The sequence below is a fragment of the Paracoccus binzhouensis genome, from assembly GCF_016446475.1.
GTDB lineage: Bacteria > Pseudomonadota > Alphaproteobacteria > Rhodobacterales > Rhodobacteraceae > Paracoccus > Paracoccus binzhouensis.
Genome location: NZ_JAEHFP010000096.1, coordinates 1 through 16,460 on the forward strand (window position 1 = coordinate 1; position 16,460 = coordinate 16,460).

Genomic DNA, 16,460 nt, shown 5'->3' on the forward strand with positions numbered 1-16,460 from the left:
CCTCGGCCCCGCAGGCGCGCGGCACCAGCAGCGCCCGGCTGTCCTCGGCCGCGGCCATGGCGGCGGGCAGGGCGCCCGCCACCGGCGCCAGCCGCCCGTCCAGCGCCAGTTCCCCCAGCGCCACCACGCACTCCAGCGCTTCGGCCGGCACGACCTCCAGCGCCGCCAGCACGGCGAGCGCGATGGGCAGGTCGAAATGCGAGCCCTCCTTGGGCAGGTCGGCGGGCGACATGTTCACCGTCACCCGCCGCGAGGGCATGGCGATGGAGAGCGCCCCGAAGGCGGCCTTGACCCGCTCGCGCGCCTCGCTGACCGATTTGTCGGGCAGGCCGACGATGCCGAATCCCGGCAGGCCCGGCGAGACCGAGCATTGCACCTCGACCAGCCGCGCCTCGACTCCGTCGAAGGCCACGGTATAGGCAATCGCCGCCATCACCTCTCCCCACGTCACAGGGGCTCTGGTTAACTCGCCAGGGCTTAAAGATTGGTTAACGGGCGCGGCTTGCTTGTTCCGCGGCCCGCTTCGGCCTATGTGCAGGGCGAGCGTCACGGCAGAGGAAGCGACCATGCAAGGCAGCCGCATATTGCTGATCGTCGGCGGGGGCATCGCCGCCTTCAAGATCCCCGAGCTGATCCGCATGATCCGGCGAGAGGGCGGTTCGGTCGTGCCGGTGCTGACGCGGGCGGGGGGGCAATTTGTCACACCCCTGACGCTGTCGGCGCTGGCCGAGGCGCCCTGCCATACCGAGCTGTTCGACCTGACCCGCGAATCCGAGATGGGCCATATCCAGCTGTCGCGCGCCGCCGATCTGGTGGTGGTGGCGCCGGCGACGGCGGACCTGCTGGCGCGGATGGCGGCGGGGATGGCGGACGACCTGGCCTCGACCCTGCTCCTGGCCACCGACAAGCCGGTGCTGGCCGCGCCGGCGATGAACGTGCGCATGTGGCAGCACCCGGCGACGCAGCGCAACCTGGACCTGCTGGAGAACGACGGCATCCGCTTCGTCGGCCCGGACGAGGGCGACATGGCCTGCGGCGAATACGGTCCAGGGCGCATGGCCGAGCCCGAGGCGATCCTGCAGGCGATCCGCGCGGCGCTGGGGCGCGACAAGCCGCTGCGCCTGCCGCCCGAGGCGGTGGTTTCGCTGCCCGCGCGGGCGCTGAGCGGGCGGCATGTCATCGTGACCTCGGGCCCGACGCATGAGCCCATCGACCCGGTGCGCTATATCGCCAACCGCTCGAGCGGGGCGCAGGGCGCGGCGATTGCCGCGGCCTTGCGCGACCTGGGGGCGCGCGTGAGTTTCGTCACCGGCCCGGCCGAGGTGCCCCCGCCCGAGGGGGTCGCGGTGATCGCCGTCGAGACGGCGCGCGAGATGCGCGAGGCGGTCGAGGCCGCCTTGCCCGCCGATGCCGCGGTGATGGCCGCCGCCGTGGCCGACTGGCATGTCGCCAATGCCCGGCCGGGCAAGATCAAGAAGGACGGTTCCGGCAAGCTGCCCGAGCTGCAATTCGCCGAGAATCCCGACATCCTGGCCTGGATCAGCCAGCTGGACCGCGACCGTCCGTCGCTGGTGGTGGGCTTTGCCGCCGAGACCGACGATGTGCTGGATAACGCCGCCCGCAAGCGCCAGCGCAAGGGCTGCGACTGGATCGTGGCCAATGACGTGAGCCCGGCGACCGGGATCATGGGCGGGACCGAGAACGCGGTGACGCTGATCTCCGAGACCGGGGCGGAAAGCTGGCCGCGGCTCTCCAAGGACGAGGTGGCGCACCGGCTGGCCGCGCGCATTGCCGATGCGCTGAACGCCGGGGACGGCATGGCGGAGGGACAGGCATGAACCGGGTCTATCTGGACTGGAATGCCACCGCGCCGCTGCGCCCCGAGGCGCGCGAGGCGATGCTGGCGGCGAGCGAGATCGTCGGCAACCCGTCCTCGGTCCATGCCGAGGGCCGGGCGGCGAAATCGGCGCTGGAACGGGCGCGCGAGGAGATTGCCTCGGCCCTGGGCGCCGAGGGGGCGGATGTGATCTTCACCTCGGGCGCGACCGAGGCGGCGGCGCTGGTGCTGCAGGGCCGCGGGCTGGCCTGTTCGGCGGTGGAACATGCCGCCGTGCTGGCCTGGTGCGACGATTCGCTGCAGACGGAGCCCTCGGGGCGCGTGATCGTCCCCGATCCGGCCCATGCGGCGCTGCAACTGGCCAATTCCGAGACCGGCGTGATCCAGGACCTGCCGCAGGGGCTGGCGGCCAGCGACCTGACCCAGGCCTTCGGGAAGATTCCCTTCGCCTTCAACTGGCTGGGGATCGAGGCCGGTTTCGTCAGCGCCCACAAGCTCGGCGGTCCGCGCGGCATCGGTGCGCTGGTGGTCCGGCGCGGCACCGAGATCGAGGCCCGCATCCGGGGCGGCGGGCAGGAACAGGGCCGCCGGGCCGGGACCGAGAACCTGATCGGCATCATGGGCTTTGCGGCGGCGGCGAAAGCGGCGCAGAATGATCTGGATCAAGGAATCGGGGAAAAAGTGTCGGAAATCCGTGATTCCCTGATGGCTGCTCTGGAATCCGGGGCAGAAATGGTTACATTCCCGGGGCGCGAATCCCGCCGCCTGCCGAATACATTGTCGATCCTGACGCCGGGATGGCGCGGAGAGACGCAGGTGATGCAGATGGACCTCGCCGGATTTGCCGTATCGGCAGGCTCGGCCTGTTCCTCGGGCAAGGTCCGGCCAAGCTCCGTCCTGACGGCCATGGGAATCGCGCCGGAATGGGCGGGCGATGCGATCCGCGTCTCGATCGGTCCGACCACGGAGCCTCGGGACGTCGTGCGTTTTGCCGATGCCTGGCTGGCGGCTCATGCGCGCTGGCGGCAAAGGAATGATCAGCGGGCGACCGCGGGAAGGGTGTGAGATGTCTGTTGAGACCGGCGAGGCCATCGAAGTCCGCGAGGGCGTAGACCGCGAGACCGTCGAGACCGTTCAAAGCATGGGGTCCTACAAATACGGCTGGGACACCGAGATCGAGATGGAATATGCCCCCAAGGGCATCAACGAGGACATCGTCCGGCTGATCTCGAAGAAGAACGAGGAGCCGGAATGGATGACCGAGTGGCGGCTGCAGGCCTTCCGCCGCTGGCAGACCATGACCGAGCCGAAATGGGCGATGCTCAACTATCCTGTGATCGACTATCAGGAACAGTATTACTACGCCCGCCCGAAAAGCATGCAGGTCAAGCCGAAGTCGCTGGACGAGGTCGATCCCAAGCTGCTGGCCACCTATGAAAAGCTGGGCATCCCGCTGAAGGAGCAGATGATCCTGGCCGGGATCGAGGGCGCCGAGGGCGCGCCGGCCGAAGGACGCAAGGTCGCGGTGGACGCGGTCTTCGACAGCGTCAGCGTCGGCACCACCTTCAAGGACGAGCTGGCCAAGGCCGGGGTGATCTTCTGCTCGATCAGCGAAGCCATCCGCGAGCATCCCGAACTGGTGAAGAAATACCTGGGCTCGGTCGTGCCGCAGTCGGACAATTTCTTCGCCACGCTGAACTCGGCGGTCTTCTCGGACGGCAGCTTCGTCTATGTGCCGCCGGGGGTGCGCTGCCCGATGGAGCTGTCCACCTATTTCCGCATCAATGCCGAGAATACCGGCCAGTTCGAGCGTACGCTGATTATCGCCGACAAGGGCTCTTACGTCAGCTATCTGGAAGGCTGCACCGCGCCCAAGCGCGACGTGGCGCAGCTGCATGCGGCGGTGGTCGAGATCGTCGTGCTGGAGGATGCCGAGGTCAAGTATTCGACCGTGCAGAACTGGTTCCCCGGCGACGAGGAAGGCAAGGGCGGCATCTACAACTTCGTCACCAAGCGCGCCGATTGCCGCGAGGCGCGGGCCAAGGTGATGTGGACCCAGGTCGAGACCGGCTCGGCCATCACCTGGAAATACCCGTCCTGCATCCTGCGCGGCGACGAGAGCCAGGGCGAGTTCTATTCCATCGCCATCGCCAACAACCACCAGCAGGCGGATACCGGGACCAAGATGATCCATCTTGGCAAGAATACCCGCTCGCGCATTGTTTCGAAAGGGATTTCTGCCGGACAGGCGCAGAATACCTATCGCGGCCTGGTGTCGATGCACCCGCGCGCCCAGAACAGCCGCAACTATACGCAATGCGACAGCCTGCTGATCGGCGACAAATGCGGCGCCCATACCGTGCCCTATATCGAAGTCAAGAACACCTCCTCGCGCGTTGAGCACGAGGCGACGACCTCGAAGGTGGATGACGACCAGCTCTTCTATTGCCGCCAGCGTGGCATGGACGAGGAGGAGGCGGTGGCCCTGGTGGTGAACGGCTTCTGCCGCGAGGTCCTGCAGGCGCTGCCGATGGAATTCGCCATGGAGGCGCAGTCGCTGGTCGCCATTTCACTGGAAGGATCGGTCGGATGATCGTCACCACCACCCCCGGCATCGAGGGCCGCCGCATCACCGCCTATCACGGCGTGGTCACGGGCGAGACCATCATCGGCGCCAACATCTTCCGCGACCTGTTCGCCGGGATCCGCGACATCGTCGGCGGCCGTTCGGGCGCCTATGAATCCGCGCTGGCCTCGGCCCGCGAAACCGCCTTGTCCGAGATGCAGGACCGCGCGACTGCCCTGGGCGGCAATGCCGTGGTCGGCGTCGACCTGGACTATGAAGTCATCAACAACATGCTGATGGTGTCGGCCTCCGGCACCGCCGTGAGCGTCGAATAGGAACGAACCATGCTGGAAATCAAGAATCTGCACGTCAAGCTTGAGGACGAGGACAAGCAGATCCTCAAGGGCGTCGAACTGACCGTCCCGGCTGGCCAGGTCCATGCCATCATGGGGCCGAACGGTTCGGGCAAGTCGACGCTGTCCTATGTGCTCTCGGGCCGCGATGGCTACGAGGTGACCGAGGGCCAGGCGACCCTGGACGGCGAGAGCCTGCTGGAGATGGAGCCCGAGGAGCGCGCCGCAGCCGGCCTGTTCCTGGCCTTCCAGTATCCGGTCGAGATCCCCGGCGTCGGCAACATGACCTTCCTGCGCACCGCCGTGAACGCGCAGCGCAAGGCGCGCGGCGAGGAAGAGCTGTCCTCGGCCGAGTTCCTGAAGCTGATCCGCGAAAAGGCCCGCAAGCTGAAGATCGACGCCGAGATGCTGAAGCGCCCGGTCAACGTGGGTTTCTCGGGCGGCGAGAAGAAGCGCAACGAGATCCTGCAGATGGCCATGCTGGAGCCGCGCATGTGCATCCTGGACGAGACCGATTCCGGCCTCGACGTCGATGCGATGCGGCTGGTGGCCGAGGGGGTGAACGCGCTGCGCTCGCCCGACCGGGCCTTCCTGGTGATCACCCATTACCAGCGGCTGCTGGACCATATCCGCCCGGACGTGGTGCATATCATGGCCGACGGCCGCATCGTGCGCACCGGCGGGCCCGAGCTGGCGCTGGAGGTCGAACAGAACGGTTACGGCGATCTTCTGGCGGAGGTCGGGTGATGGCGGACACGGCTGTTCTTGCCGCGCAGGCCCCCGCGGTCGAGGGCAGGGCCCGTCCCGGTGACGCCGCCCTGGCGGCGCGTCTGGATGCGCTGGACCTGCCGCGCGGCGGTTTCACCCGCACCGCGCGCGAGGATGCGGCGCAGCGGCTGCAGGCCATGGGGCTGCCCGGCGCGCGCGACGAATACTGGCGCTATACCGATCCGGCCCCCTTCAACGCCGCCCGGCCGCAGCCGGCCGAGCCGGCGGCCGATGCCACCACCCTGTTCACCGGCATCGAGCGGCTGAACATCGTCTTCGTGGACGGGCGTCTCGACGCCGCCGCCTCGGACGCGCTGGCAGCCGAGGGGGTGGAGATCGAAAGCCTCGCCGCCGCCGAGGCGCGGGCGGATCACTGGGCGGCCGGGCTTTACGGCCGGCTGGAAGCCGCCGGGCAGGCGCCGGTCAAGCGTCCCTTCGCGGCGCTGAACACCCTGGCCGCGGCCGAAGGCGTGCTGATCCGCGTCACCGGCAGGCTGGAACGGCCGGTGCACATCACCTATCGCCGCTCGGCCGCCGATGCGGACGTGTATCTGCATCACGTCGTCAAGCTCGAGGACGGGGCCGAACTGACGCTGCTGGAAACCGGCGCGATCGGCGCGCGCTCGAACGTGGTGATCGAGGCGGATCTGGGCCGCGGCGCCCGTTTTCACCATATCGGCGCCAAGCGCGCCAACGATCCCAAGCTGGGGCTGGGCCATATCTTCGCCCGCGTCGCCGCCGAGGCGCTGTTCAAGTCCTTCACCCTGTCGGTCAACGGGCTGATGATGCGCAACGAGGCGGTGATCGACATCGCCGGCGACGATGCGGTGGCCCATATCGCCGCGGCGGTGCTGGGCGATGGCGATATCGGCCGCTTCCACCATGACGACACGGTCTTCATCACCCATGCCGCCGAGCGTTGCGAAAGCCGGCAGGTCTTCAAGAAGGTGCTGAAGAACGGCGCCGAGGGCATCTTCCAGGGCAAGATCCTGGTCAAACCCGGTGCGCAGAAGACCGACGGCTACCAGATCAGCCAGGGGCTGCTGCTGGACGAGGGCAGCCAGTTCCTCGCCAAGCCGGAACTCGAGATCTATGCCGACGACGTGAAATGCTCGCATGGCTCGACCACCGGCGCGCTGGACGAGACGGCGCTGTTCTACCTGCGTTCGCGCGGGGTGCCCAAGGAACGCGCTGTCGTGCTGCTGGTGCTGTCCTTCCTGGCCGATGCGCTGGACGAGATCGAGGACCAGCGGCTGCGCGACGACATTCTCGGCCGGCTGGAAGACTGGCTGACGGCGCGCGCGGGCAATCCGGGCAAGGCCGAGCCGGGCAGGGCATGAGCCGGGCCGGCATCGTCCCGCGCATTCTGGAAAGCTGGTGGGCGCCGGGCAGGGTGGTCAGGTCCCTGCGCGGCATGCCAGACCGGGCGCTGATCGTCGTGCTGATGGCGGCGATGCTGGTCTTTCTGGTCGCGCAGGCGCCGGGCCATGCCCGGGCCGCGCAATTGCAGCCCGAGGTGCCCTTGGGCGCGCGCATGGGCGGGGCGCTGCTGGCGGTGATGTTCATCATGCCGCTGCTGGCCTATGCGCTGGCGGCGGCGGTCTCGGCCCTGTCGCGGCTGACGCCCTGGCCAGTGGCGCCGCAGGATTCGCGGCTGGCGCTGTTCTGGGCGCTGCTGGCGGTGGCGCCGGCCATGCTGCTGGCGGGGCTGACCGCCGGGCTGGTCGGCCTCGGCCCGGCGCTTGGCCTGACGCGGGCGGTGGCGGGTCTGGGCTTTCTCGTGATATGGGGCGCGGGATTGCGCGCATTGGCGGGGAACGGATGAAACTGGGCGATCTTGGCGAGTTGACGGTCCTGACCTTGCGGGATCCGGAGGCGGCCCTGCGCGTGCTGCGCGGGCTGGAGTTGCCGCTGGTGGCGCGCTGGATGGTGCTCTTGCTGGCGGTCACTCTGTCGACGCTGCTGGCCGGGCTGTCGCTGCTGCTGTTCCCGGTCGAAGTGGACAACCCCGTCTCGGCCATGCTGTCCGAGCCGATGACGCTGGCCGGCATTCAGCTTGGCGCCATGGTGCTGTCGGCGCTCTGCGTGGCGCAGATCGGCCGCTGGTTCGGCGGCCATGGCGGCTTTGCCGACGCGCTGCTGGTTGTCGGCTGGGTCGAACTGATCCTGGTCGGGCTGCAGGCGGTGCAGGTGGTGATGATGGCGCTGTTCCCGGCCACGGCCACGCTGCTCTCCATGCTGGCCTTTGGCCTTTTCCTTTATCTTGCCGTGACCATGACCAAGGCGCTGCACGGCTTCACCAGCACCGGCAAGGTGGTGCTGGGGCTGATCGGCAGCATCTTCGTCATCGGCTTCGTGCTGTCGCTGATCGCGGCGGCATTCGGCATCGTCCCCGAGGTGACACCATGAGCTTCGACGTCGAAAAGGTCCGCGCCGATTTCCCGATCCTGTCGCGGCAGGTGAACGGGCGGCCACTGGTCTATCTGGACAACGGTGCCTCGGCGCAGAAGCCGCGCGCGGTGATCGACGCCATCACCCGCGCCTATGAGGCGGAATATGCCAATGTCCATCGCGGGCTGCATTTCCTGTCCAATCTCGCGACCGAGAATTACGAGCGGGTGCGCGCCACCATCGCGCGCTTCCTGAACGCCCCGCGCGAGGACGAGGTGATCTTCACTTCGGGCGCGACCGAGGGCATCAACCTGGTTTCCTATGGCTGGGCCGGGCCGCGCCTGCAGGCCGGCGACGAGATCGTGCTGTCGGTGCTGGAGCATCATGCCAATATCGTGCCCTGGCATTTCCTGCGCGAGCGTCAGGGAGTCGTGCTGAAATGGGTCGAACCCGAGCCTGACGGCAGCCTGCCGGCCGAGAAGGTGCTGGCCGCCGTCGGCCCGCGCACCAAGCTGATCGCCGTCACCCATATGTCGAACGTGACCGGCACCGTGGTCGATGTCGGTGCCATCGCGCGCGGCACCTCGGTGCCGGTTCTGGCCGATGGCAGCCAGGCCGCGGTGCACATGCCGGTGGACCTGTCCGCACTCGGCGTCGATTTCTACTGCATCACCGGGCACAAGCTCTATGGCCCCTCGGGGTCGGGCGCGATCTGGATCCGGGCCGAGCGGCAGGCCGAGATGCGGCCCTTCATGGGCGGCGGCGACATGATCCGCACCGTCACCCGCGACAGCGTCGATTATGCCGACCCGCCCTTGCGCTTCGAGGCCGGCACGCCCGGCATCGCCAACCAGATCGGGCTGGGCGCGGCGCTGGAATATCTGATGGCGCTTGGCATGGAGAACATCGCCGCGCATGAGCGCGACCTGCGCGACTATGCCCGCGACCGGCTGCGCAGCCTGAACTGGCTGTCGGTGCAGGGCGACGCGGCCGAGAAGGGCGCGATCTTCTCGATGACCATGCAGGGCGCGCATGCGCATGACATCTCGACCATCCTCGACAAGCGCGGCATCGCCGTGCGGGCGGGGACGCATTGCGCCATGCCGCTGCTGGACTTCTTCGGCGTCACCGCCACGGCGCGCGCCAGCTTCGCCATGTACAACACCCGCGCCGAGGTCGATGCGCTGATCGACGGGCTGACCTTCTGCCGCGAGCTTTTTGCCTGAACCCCATTGCAGAGCCGCGCGTTTGCGGCTATGCAGCCCCTGCGTTGCACCCGTAGCTCAGCTGGATAGAGCGTTGCCCTCCGAAGGCAAAGGCCACACGTTCGAATCGTGTCGGGTGCGCCATTTCTCCAAATCGCAGTTGATATTTAAGCATAATTCCGTTCATTCTGGAAACTTTTCCACGCGGTTTCCCATTTGCCGTTCCCTCTTTCCCCCCAGAATTCCCTTCTGGTCCGCCTGCCGCGTGTAGTGGGCCACCTGACATGGTCCGTCCACGCCCCGATCTGGGAAGTCGTTGCGCCGGCTTCGGCCAGAGCGGCGGCGCGGGCCTTTCGCAGCCCATGGGCGGTGCAGTCGGCAGGACGCCCAGCTTCCGAAGCTATGGCGCTAATCCATTGCGACAGCGCCTTGACGCTGCATGCCTTCCTTGCCCGTCACCGGCGGGATCGAAGGCGCGGCTCGTGCTGATGCTGGCGCTCAACACCGGCATGTCGCCCACGGACATTTGCCGGGTCGGCTGGCAGCATGTCGGGCAGAAGGATGGCAGGGCGCGGATCGCCTACAAGCGGATCAAGACTTCGGTAGCGGCTGATCTGCCGACCCTGCCGGAACTGGCCGAGGAACTGGCGAACCTGCCGAAAGACCGGATGCTGTTTGTCACCCAGGATGCCAAGCCTATCGGCTACAAGCCCGAAACCTCGGCAACTGGTTCCACGACCGTTGCGCTGAAGCACAGGTGCCCGGCTTACTGCATGAGTTGCGCAAGGCAGGGGCGACGAGGCTGGCTGATGCCGGGGCGACGAACTGAGAAATCGCGTCTTACCTGGCCCATAAGGACACCAGGCAGGCTGACACATATACGCAGAAGGCGAGCCGAGCCAAGCTGGCAGACAGCGGGTTCGCCAAGCTGGGAAATGTGTCCAACTTCCCTTCCGTGCTGGACAGAAAGGCAGGAAATAGCGATGAATAGCAATATCTTGCAGGAAGAAGTGGCAGCCCGTAGGGGAGTCGAACCCCTCTTTTCAGGTTGAAAACCTGACGTCCTAACCGATAGACGAACGGGCCACTTTCTTGTTCCGCCGGGTCTGTGCCCCGCGGCGTGGAGCGGTGTTTAGGCCAGCTGTCCGGGGTCTGCAAGCGGAAAAATGATCGCGGCGGAAAGTTTTTTCCGTCGCCGTTTTCCACGCCCGCCCGGCGGCTTCAGCCGGCCGGGGCGGCGTCGTCCAGGCGCAGCCGCACCCGCTCGCGCCCGCCCCATTGCGTCAGTTCCAGCCTGCCTGCCAGGTGGAAGCGCCGGCCCCTGGCGCCCAGCAGCGCCGGGCCCAGCGGGCCGCTCATCGCGCCCCAGGCCACCGCTTCCAGGACCGGGCTGCCGGGACTGCGGAAGCGCAGGCGCAGGTGGCTGTCGCCCATCGTCCCGGCGCTGTCGATCAGCTGTTCGGCAAAGGCGAAGCGCGGCGCCGGCGCGGCCTGGCCGAAGGGGCCGGCGCGCTCCAGCATCTGCATCAGTTCAACGGTGGCGCCGGCCGGGTCCAGCAGGCCCGAGATGCGCAGCTCGCCCGCGCCGGGCCGCTCGGCCATCTCGCGCGCAAGCAGCTGCGACAGCCGCGCCATGGCCTCGGGGATCTTCGCCTCCTCGACGGTCAGGCCGGCCGCCATGGCATGGCCCCCGCCCTTCAGCAGCAGCCCCTCGGCGGCCAGGCGCTGGATGGCGCGGCCCAGGTCCACCCCGGGAACCGAGCGGGCCGAGCCCTTGCCGATGCCGCCCTCGACCCCGATCACCACCGCGGGCAGGCCGGTCGCCTCCTTCACCCGGGCGGCGACGATGCCGACGACGCCGGGATGCCAGCCCGCGCCGGCCGCCCAGGCGATGGCTTCGGCGCCCCGTGCCTCGACCTGCGCCAGCGCCTCGTCGCGCACGGCGGATTCGATGGCGCGGCGGTCGCGGTTCAGCGCGTCCAGCTCGGCCGCCAGCCGCTCGGCCTGCCGGCCATCGGTGCAGGAGAGGCACAGCGCCCCCAGATCCGCCTTGCCGACCCGGCCGCCGGCATTGATCCGCGGCCCCAGCAGGAAGCCCAGGTGAAAGGCGTTCGGCGCCGAATCGAGCCGCGCCACGTCCGACAGCGCCACCAGCCCCGGGCGTTCGCGACGGGCCATGACCAGCAGCCCCTGGCGCACGAAGGCGCGGTTGACGCCCACCAGCGGCGCCACATCCGCCACCGTCGCCAGCGCCACCAGGTCCAGAAGCGGGATCAGGTCGGGCGGCGCATGGCCGCCCTGACGCAGCAGGCTGTTGCAGCGCACCAGCGCCAGGAATACCACCCCGGCGGCGCAGAGATGGCCGAGGCTGCCATCCTCGTCGGCGCGATTCGGGTTCACCACCGCCAGCACCGGGGGCAGGGTCTCGGCCCCCTGGTGGTGGTCCAGCACGATCACGTCGCAGGTCGCGGCCGCCAGCGCCTCATGGCTGAGCGTGCCGCAATCGACGCAAACGATCAGGTCGTGATCCTGCGACAGCGCCGCGATGGCCGGGGCGTTGGGGCCATAGCCCTCGTCGATGCGGTCGGGGATATAAAGCGTCGCGTCGCGGCCCTGGCGGCGCAGCCAGTCCAGCAGCAACGCGGCCGAGGCGCCGCCATCCACGTCGTAATCGGCGAAGATGGCGATGCGCTGGCCGGCCAGCACCGCGGCGACCAGCCGCTCGGCCGCCTTGTCCATGTCGCGCAGGCGCGAGGGATCGGGCAGCAGGTCGCGCAGCTTGGGATCGAGATAGAGCGGCGCCTCATGCGCGGGCACGCCGCGGGCGGCCAGCACCCGGCTGACGGGCAGCGGCAGGCGGCTGTCCTGCGCCAGCGCCTCGGCGGCGCGTTCCAGGGCGGCGTCGGGACCGCGCCACAGGCGGCCGGTCAGCGAGGCGGTGACGGAAAGAAAGGCGGTCATGGGGCTTCATCCCCCATGACCGCCCGCTGTTCAAGCCCGCCGGCCCGCTTACTTGATCGGGTTGCGATAGATCATCCGCCGCACCGAGCCGGTTTTCGAGCGCATCAGGATGGTCTCGGTCTGCAGGTAATGCGGCTCGCGCTTGACGCCGGCCACGATCGAGCCGTTGGTGACGCCGGTGGCGGCGAAGATCACGTCGGCGGTGACCAGCTCGTCGCGCGAATAGATGCGGTCCAGGTCGGTGATGCCGGCCTTGGCGGCGCGGCCCTTCTCGTCCTCGTTGCGGAACAGCAGCTTGCCCCACATCTGTCCGCCCATGCATTTCAGCGCCGAGGCGGCCAGAACCCCCTCGGGTGCACCGCCCGAGCCCATATACATGTCGATGCCGGTCAGCTCGGCCTCGGCGCAGTGGATGACGCCGGCCACGTCACCATCGGTGATCAGCCGGATCGCCGCGCCGGTCGAGCGCACCTCGGCCACCAGGTCCTCGTGCCGGGGGCGTTCCAGAATGCAGACGGTGATGTCGCTGTCCTTGACGCCGCGCGCCTTGGCCAGGGCGCGGACGCGTTCGGAGGGCGACATGTCCAGGCTGACCACGTCCTTGGGATAGCCCGGCCCGATCGCCAGCTTCTCCATGTAGACATCGGGGGCGTGCAGCAGGGTGCCGCGCGGCGCCATGGCGATCACGGTCAGGGCGTTCGGCATGTCCTTGGCGGTCAGCGTGGTGCCCTCCAGCGGGTCTAGCGCGATGTCGACCTCGGGGCCCTCGCCGGTGCCGACCGCCTCGCCGATGTAAAGCATCGGCGCCTCGTCGCGCTCGCCCTCGCCGATGACGACCACGCCCTTGATGTCCAGCATGTTCAGCTGCTCGCGCATGGCGTTCACGGCGGCCTGGTCAGCGGCCTTCTCGTCGCCGCGGCCGATCAGCCGCGCCGAGGCATGGGCGGCGGCCTCACTGACGCGGGCAAGGCCAAGCGACAGCATGCGATCGTTGAAATCCTTGGGCGAGGTCATGCGGAAATTCCTTGTGCTTTCTGCTTTCCGGGCTTCTACGCCCGGCATCCGGGGCGGGCAAGACTGCGCGCGCTAACGGGTCAGTTTTCCGCCAGTTCCAGGGCCAGCGCATGGATGCGCGGCACGATGTCGCCCAGGGCGCGATGCACCAGCCGATGCCGCGCGACATGGGTCAGGCCGGCGAATTGCCGGCTGGCCATGCGGATGCGGAAATGCGTCTCGCCGCCCTCGCGCCAGCCGCCATGGCCGCGATGGCCTTCGCTTTCGTCGATGATCTCCAGCCGCAAGGGCTGCAGTTCGGCCAGTCTTTCCCGCATCTCGTCGGCAATCATGCGCTTGCCCCCTTTCATGTCCCGCGAAATAGCCTAAACTGCCTGTCCCGTTCAGGACAAGGCAGGCAGATGAGCAACAGCGACCCGTTCGGATTCGACATATCCGCAGCCTCGGACAAGAAACGCCGGTCCAAGGGGCGGCGGGGCATGTCCGGCGCCTTCGAGACCTCGACGCGGCGCTGCGACAAGGAAGGCTGCAACCAGCCGGGCCAGTATCGCGCGCCGAAATCGCCGCGCGCGCTGGACGAATACTACTGGTTCTGCAAGGAGCATGTGCGCGAATACAACCTGAACTGGAACTATTTCCAGGGCCAGTCCGAGGCCGAGTTTCAGGAATTCCTGGACAATGCCACGGTCTGGGAACGGCCCACCAAGCCCTTCGGCCGGGCGGCGCAAGAACAGAAATGGGCCCGCCACGGCATCGACGACCCGCTGGAAATCCTGGGCGCCAACGGCACCAATCCCGAGGCGCGCAAGGCTGCGACCCGCAAGCTGCCGCCGACCGAACGCCGTGCCCTCGAGATTCTGGAAGCCAAGGAAACCTGGAGCCGCGCCGAGATCCGCAAGCAATACAAGTCGCTGGTCAAGGATCTGCATCCCGACATGAACGGCGGCGACCGCTCGGACGAGGATCGGCTGCAGGAAGTCGTCTGGGCCTGGGACCAGATCAAGGACAGCCGCAGCTTCAAGGACTGAAGAAGGGGGGCCTTGCCCCCGCGCGTTCCGCGCTCCCCCAGAGTATTCTGGAAACGGAGAAAGCGCGGGCGCCGCATGCCGGTCTTTCTCCGTTTTGCAAATACTCCACGGGGGTCCGGGGGTGTGAAACCCCCGGTTACGGCGTCAAAGCTCGCGTCGGATCGCCTCGGCAAGATCGGTGCGTTCCCAGGAGAAGCCGCCATCCGCCTCGGGGGCGCGGCCGAAATGGCCATAGGCGGCGGTGCGACGATAGATCGGCCGGCACAGGTCCAGATGCTCGCGGATGCCGCGCGGGGTCAGGTCCATGGCGCGGGAAATGGCGCGTTCGATCTCGGTTTCGGGAACCTCGCTGGTGCCGAAGGTGTCGGCATAGATCGACAGCGGCTTCGCCACGCCGATGGCATAGGAAAGCTGGATCACGCAGCGCTTCGCCAGGCCCGCCGCGACGACGTTCTTCGCGAGGTAGCGTGCGGCATAGGCGGCCGAGCGGTCGACCTTGGTCGGATCCTTGCCGGAAAACGCGCCGCCGCCATGCGGGGCCGCGCCGCCATAGGTGTCGACGATGATCTTGCGCCCGGTCAGCCCGGCGTCGCCGTCCGGGCCGCCGATGACGAAGGTGCCGGTCGGGTTCACCCACCATTCCGTCTTCTCGGTCAGCCAGCCTTCGGGCAGCACCTCGCGGATATAGGGCTCGACGATGGCACGGATGTCGTCCGAGCTCTGGCCCTCGTCCTTGTGCTGGTGCGACAGCACCAGGCTGGTGATCTCGACCGGCTTGCCGTTTTCGTAGCGCAGGCTCAGCTGGGATTTCGCGTCGGGCCCCAGCATCGGCTCGGCACCGGATTTGCGCGCCTCGGCCAGGCGGCGCAGGATGGCATGGGCATACTGGATCGGCGCCGGCATCAGCTCGGGCGTTTCGTCCACGGCATAGCCGAACATGATGCCCTGGTCGCCGGCGCCGTCGCGGTCGACGCCCTGGCTGATATGGGCGGATTGCTCGTGCAGGTAGTTGTGGACGTGGCAGGTGTTCCAGTGGAACTTTTCCTGCTCGTAGCCGATGTCGCGGATGGTGTCGCGGGCGATCTGGGCGATGCGGCCCATATATTCGCCCAGTTTCTTCTTGTCGCTCAGCCCGATCTCGCCGCCGATCACCACCGTGCCGGTGGTCGCGAAGGTCTCGCAGGCGACGCGGGCGGCCGGGTCCTCGGCCAGAAGCGCGTCCAGCACCGCGTCCGAGATCTGGTCGCACAATTTGTCGGGGTGGCCCTCGGAGACGGATTCCGAGGTGAACACATAGTCCTGTCTGGCCATGAAGATGCTCCGTTGAATGACGCCGCCACGCCAGGAAGCCGTTGTGACGGTCAATCCGAAGCGTTAGTGGAGCCGCCGGTTGCCGTCAACCGTGCAGATTGCGGCGCCGTGCCGCAAGCAGCAGCCCCATCGCGGCCAGGCCGAGCGCCGGCCAGTCGCGCCAGCGCGACCAGGGCGTGGGCGGCAGGGCGCCGGGCAGGGCGGCGTCGATGCGGCCGGCCAGGTTCAGGCCCAGCGTGGCGCGAAGCTGCCCGCGCGCGTCGATCACCGCCGAGACGCCGGTATTGGCCGCCCGCAGCAGCGGCAGGCCCGATTCGATGGCGCGCAGCCGCGCCTGCGCCAGGTGCTGCCAGGGACCGGAGAACTGGCCGAACCAGGCGTCGTTGGTGACCTGCAGCAGCCAGGCGGGGCGGTCGGCGCCGGTGACCAGGTGCTGCGGGAACACCGCCTCGTAGCAGATCAGCGGCTGGAGGGGCGGCAGGCCGGGCAGGGTGATGACCTGCGGCCCCGGCCCGGCGGAATAGCCGAAACCGTGCTGGGCGGCGAAGGCGCGGATGCCGAAGCGGGCCATGACATCGCCCCAGGGCGTGTATTCCCCGAAGGGGACCAGATGGAACTTGTCATAGACCGGGCCGATGCCGCGGTCCGAGAACGTGGTCAGGCTGTTGAAATAGCGCTTGCCCTCGGCGCGCTGGATGCCGAGGATCACCGGCGCGCCGGCGAAGCCGGCGATGTCCTGCGCGGCGGTGCCGGATTGCTCGAGCAGGAAGTTCACCGCGGTTTCCGGCCAGATCACCGCATCGGGGGCGGGCCGGCCGGGATCGCGCGCGGCCGACAGGTCGAGCAGCCGGCGGAAGAACACTTCGGACCAGTAGGGATCCCATTTCAGCGCCTGGGTGGCGTTGGGCTGGACCAGGCGCAGATACAGGGCGCTGTCGGCGGGCAGAGGCCGGGCCAGGCGGGCCATGCCGGCGCTCCAGGCCGCGGCGACGGCCAGGGCGGCCAGCAGCGCGCCGGGCAGGGCGG

Annotated in this window: 16 protein-coding genes, 2 tRNA genes and 1 riboswitch; of the genes, 11 read left to right on the forward strand and 7 right to left on the reverse strand. The window is 68.3% G+C overall.

The genetic code is table 11. The features are described from left to right. Nucleotides 1–433: ATP-binding protein (locus I9P22_RS18175; protein ID WP_199260905.1), on the reverse strand; the 433-nt coding region annotated here is incomplete at its 3' end. Nucleotides 434–566: 133 nt separating this feature from the next. Between I9P22_RS18175 and coaBC the strand changes: the two genes are divergently transcribed. The 10 genes from coaBC to I9P22_RS18225 all read left to right on the forward strand — a co-directional run bounded on the left by coaBC (nt 567) and on the right by I9P22_RS18225 (nt 9,264). After that, nucleotides 567–1,838 (forward strand): bifunctional phosphopantothenoylcysteine decarboxylase/phosphopantothenate--cysteine ligase CoaBC, encoded by a 1,272-nt coding sequence (gene coaBC / locus I9P22_RS18180; protein ID WP_199260906.1) that lies wholly within the window; start codon nt 567–569, stop codon nt 1,836–1,838. After that, the gene (locus I9P22_RS18185; RefSeq protein WP_199260907.1) at nt 1,835–2,902 is read left to right on the forward strand and encodes a cysteine desulfurase family protein; all 1,068 of its coding nucleotides are present in this window, start codon (nt 1,835–1,837) and stop codon (nt 2,900–2,902) included. The genes coaBC and I9P22_RS18185 overlap by 4 nt, the downstream gene beginning before the upstream one ends. Before the next feature lies 1 nt (nt 2,903). Continuing rightward, a complete protein-coding gene (sufB, locus tag I9P22_RS18190) occupies nt 2,904–4,430 on the forward strand; it encodes a Fe-S cluster assembly protein SufB (protein WP_199260908.1) in 1,527 nt (508 codons plus the stop codon). Beyond that, entirely contained in the window at nt 4,427–4,738 is a 312-nt protein-coding gene (locus I9P22_RS18195; protein WP_199260909.1) for a heavy metal-binding domain-containing protein, read from the forward strand. The genes sufB and I9P22_RS18195 overlap by 4 nt, the downstream gene beginning before the upstream one ends. Before the next feature lie 9 nt (nt 4,739–4,747). Then, a complete protein-coding gene (sufC, locus tag I9P22_RS18200; RefSeq protein WP_199260910.1) occupies nt 4,748–5,503 on the forward strand; it encodes a Fe-S cluster assembly ATPase SufC in 756 nt (251 codons plus the stop codon). Next, nucleotides 5,503–6,864 (forward strand): SufB/SufD family protein, encoded by a 1,362-nt coding sequence (locus I9P22_RS18205; protein ID WP_199260911.1) that lies wholly within the window; start codon nt 5,503–5,505, stop codon nt 6,862–6,864. The genes sufC and I9P22_RS18205 overlap by 1 nt, the downstream gene beginning before the upstream one ends. After that, the gene (locus tag I9P22_RS18210; protein ID WP_199260912.1) at nt 6,861–7,349 is read left to right on the forward strand and encodes a hypothetical protein; all 489 of its coding nucleotides are present in this window, start codon (nt 6,861–6,863) and stop codon (nt 7,347–7,349) included. Before I9P22_RS18205 ends, I9P22_RS18210 begins: the two co-directional genes overlap by 4 nt. Next, complete coding sequence (locus I9P22_RS18215) at nt 7,346–7,933, forward strand: YIP1 family protein (protein ID WP_199260913.1); 588 nt, start codon at nt 7,346–7,348, stop codon at nt 7,931–7,933. Before I9P22_RS18210 ends, I9P22_RS18215 begins: the two co-directional genes overlap by 4 nt. Then, nucleotides 7,930–9,141 (forward strand): cysteine desulfurase, encoded by a 1,212-nt coding sequence (locus I9P22_RS18220; protein WP_199260914.1) that lies wholly within the window; start codon nt 7,930–7,932, stop codon nt 9,139–9,141. Before I9P22_RS18215 ends, I9P22_RS18220 begins: the two co-directional genes overlap by 4 nt. Before the next feature lie 46 nt (nt 9,142–9,187). After that, nucleotides 9,188–9,264 (forward strand) — tRNA-Arg (locus I9P22_RS18225). Nucleotides 9,265–10,131: 867 nt separating this feature from the next. Here the strand turns inward: I9P22_RS18225 and I9P22_RS18230 are convergent. The 4 genes from I9P22_RS18230 to I9P22_RS18245 form a co-directional block, all read right to left on the reverse strand. Next, nucleotides 10,132–10,206, reverse strand: a tRNA-Glu gene (locus I9P22_RS18230). Nucleotides 10,207–10,341: 135 nt separating this feature from the next. Continuing rightward, nucleotides 10,342–12,081, reverse strand: coding sequence for a single-stranded-DNA-specific exonuclease RecJ (gene recJ / locus I9P22_RS18235; RefSeq protein ID WP_199260915.1), 1,740 nt, complete (start codon nt 12,079–12,081; stop codon nt 10,342–10,344). A gap of 48 nt (nt 12,082–12,129) precedes the next feature. Further along, nucleotides 12,130–13,095 (reverse strand): class II fructose-bisphosphatase, encoded by a 966-nt coding sequence (gene glpX / locus I9P22_RS18240; RefSeq protein WP_199260916.1) that lies wholly within the window; start codon nt 13,093–13,095, stop codon nt 12,130–12,132. An 80-nt stretch (nt 13,096–13,175) separates the two neighbouring features. Then, a complete protein-coding gene (locus I9P22_RS18245) occupies nt 13,176–13,427 on the reverse strand; it encodes a BolA family protein (RefSeq protein ID WP_199260917.1) in 252 nt (83 codons plus the stop codon). A 69-nt stretch (nt 13,428–13,496) separates the two neighbouring features. On the opposite strand from I9P22_RS18245, the gene I9P22_RS18250 reads away from it, so the two are divergent. Next, nucleotides 13,497–14,123, forward strand: coding sequence for a J domain-containing protein (locus tag I9P22_RS18250; RefSeq protein WP_199260918.1), 627 nt, complete (start codon nt 13,497–13,499; stop codon nt 14,121–14,123). Nucleotides 14,124–14,267: 144 nt separating this feature from the next. On the opposite strand, the gene metK is transcribed toward I9P22_RS18250, so the two are convergent. Next, the gene (metK, locus tag I9P22_RS18255; RefSeq protein WP_199260919.1) at nt 14,268–15,434 is read right to left on the reverse strand and encodes a methionine adenosyltransferase; all 1,167 of its coding nucleotides are present in this window, start codon (nt 15,432–15,434) and stop codon (nt 14,268–14,270) included. A 5-nt stretch (nt 15,435–15,439) separates the two neighbouring features. Beyond that, a riboswitch (SAM-SAH riboswitch) is annotated at nt 15,440–15,487 on the reverse strand. Nucleotides 15,488–15,519: 32 nt separating this feature from the next. Continuing rightward, nucleotides 15,520–16,460: apolipoprotein N-acyltransferase (gene lnt, locus I9P22_RS18260; RefSeq protein WP_199260921.1), on the reverse strand; the 941-nt coding region annotated here is incomplete at its 5' end.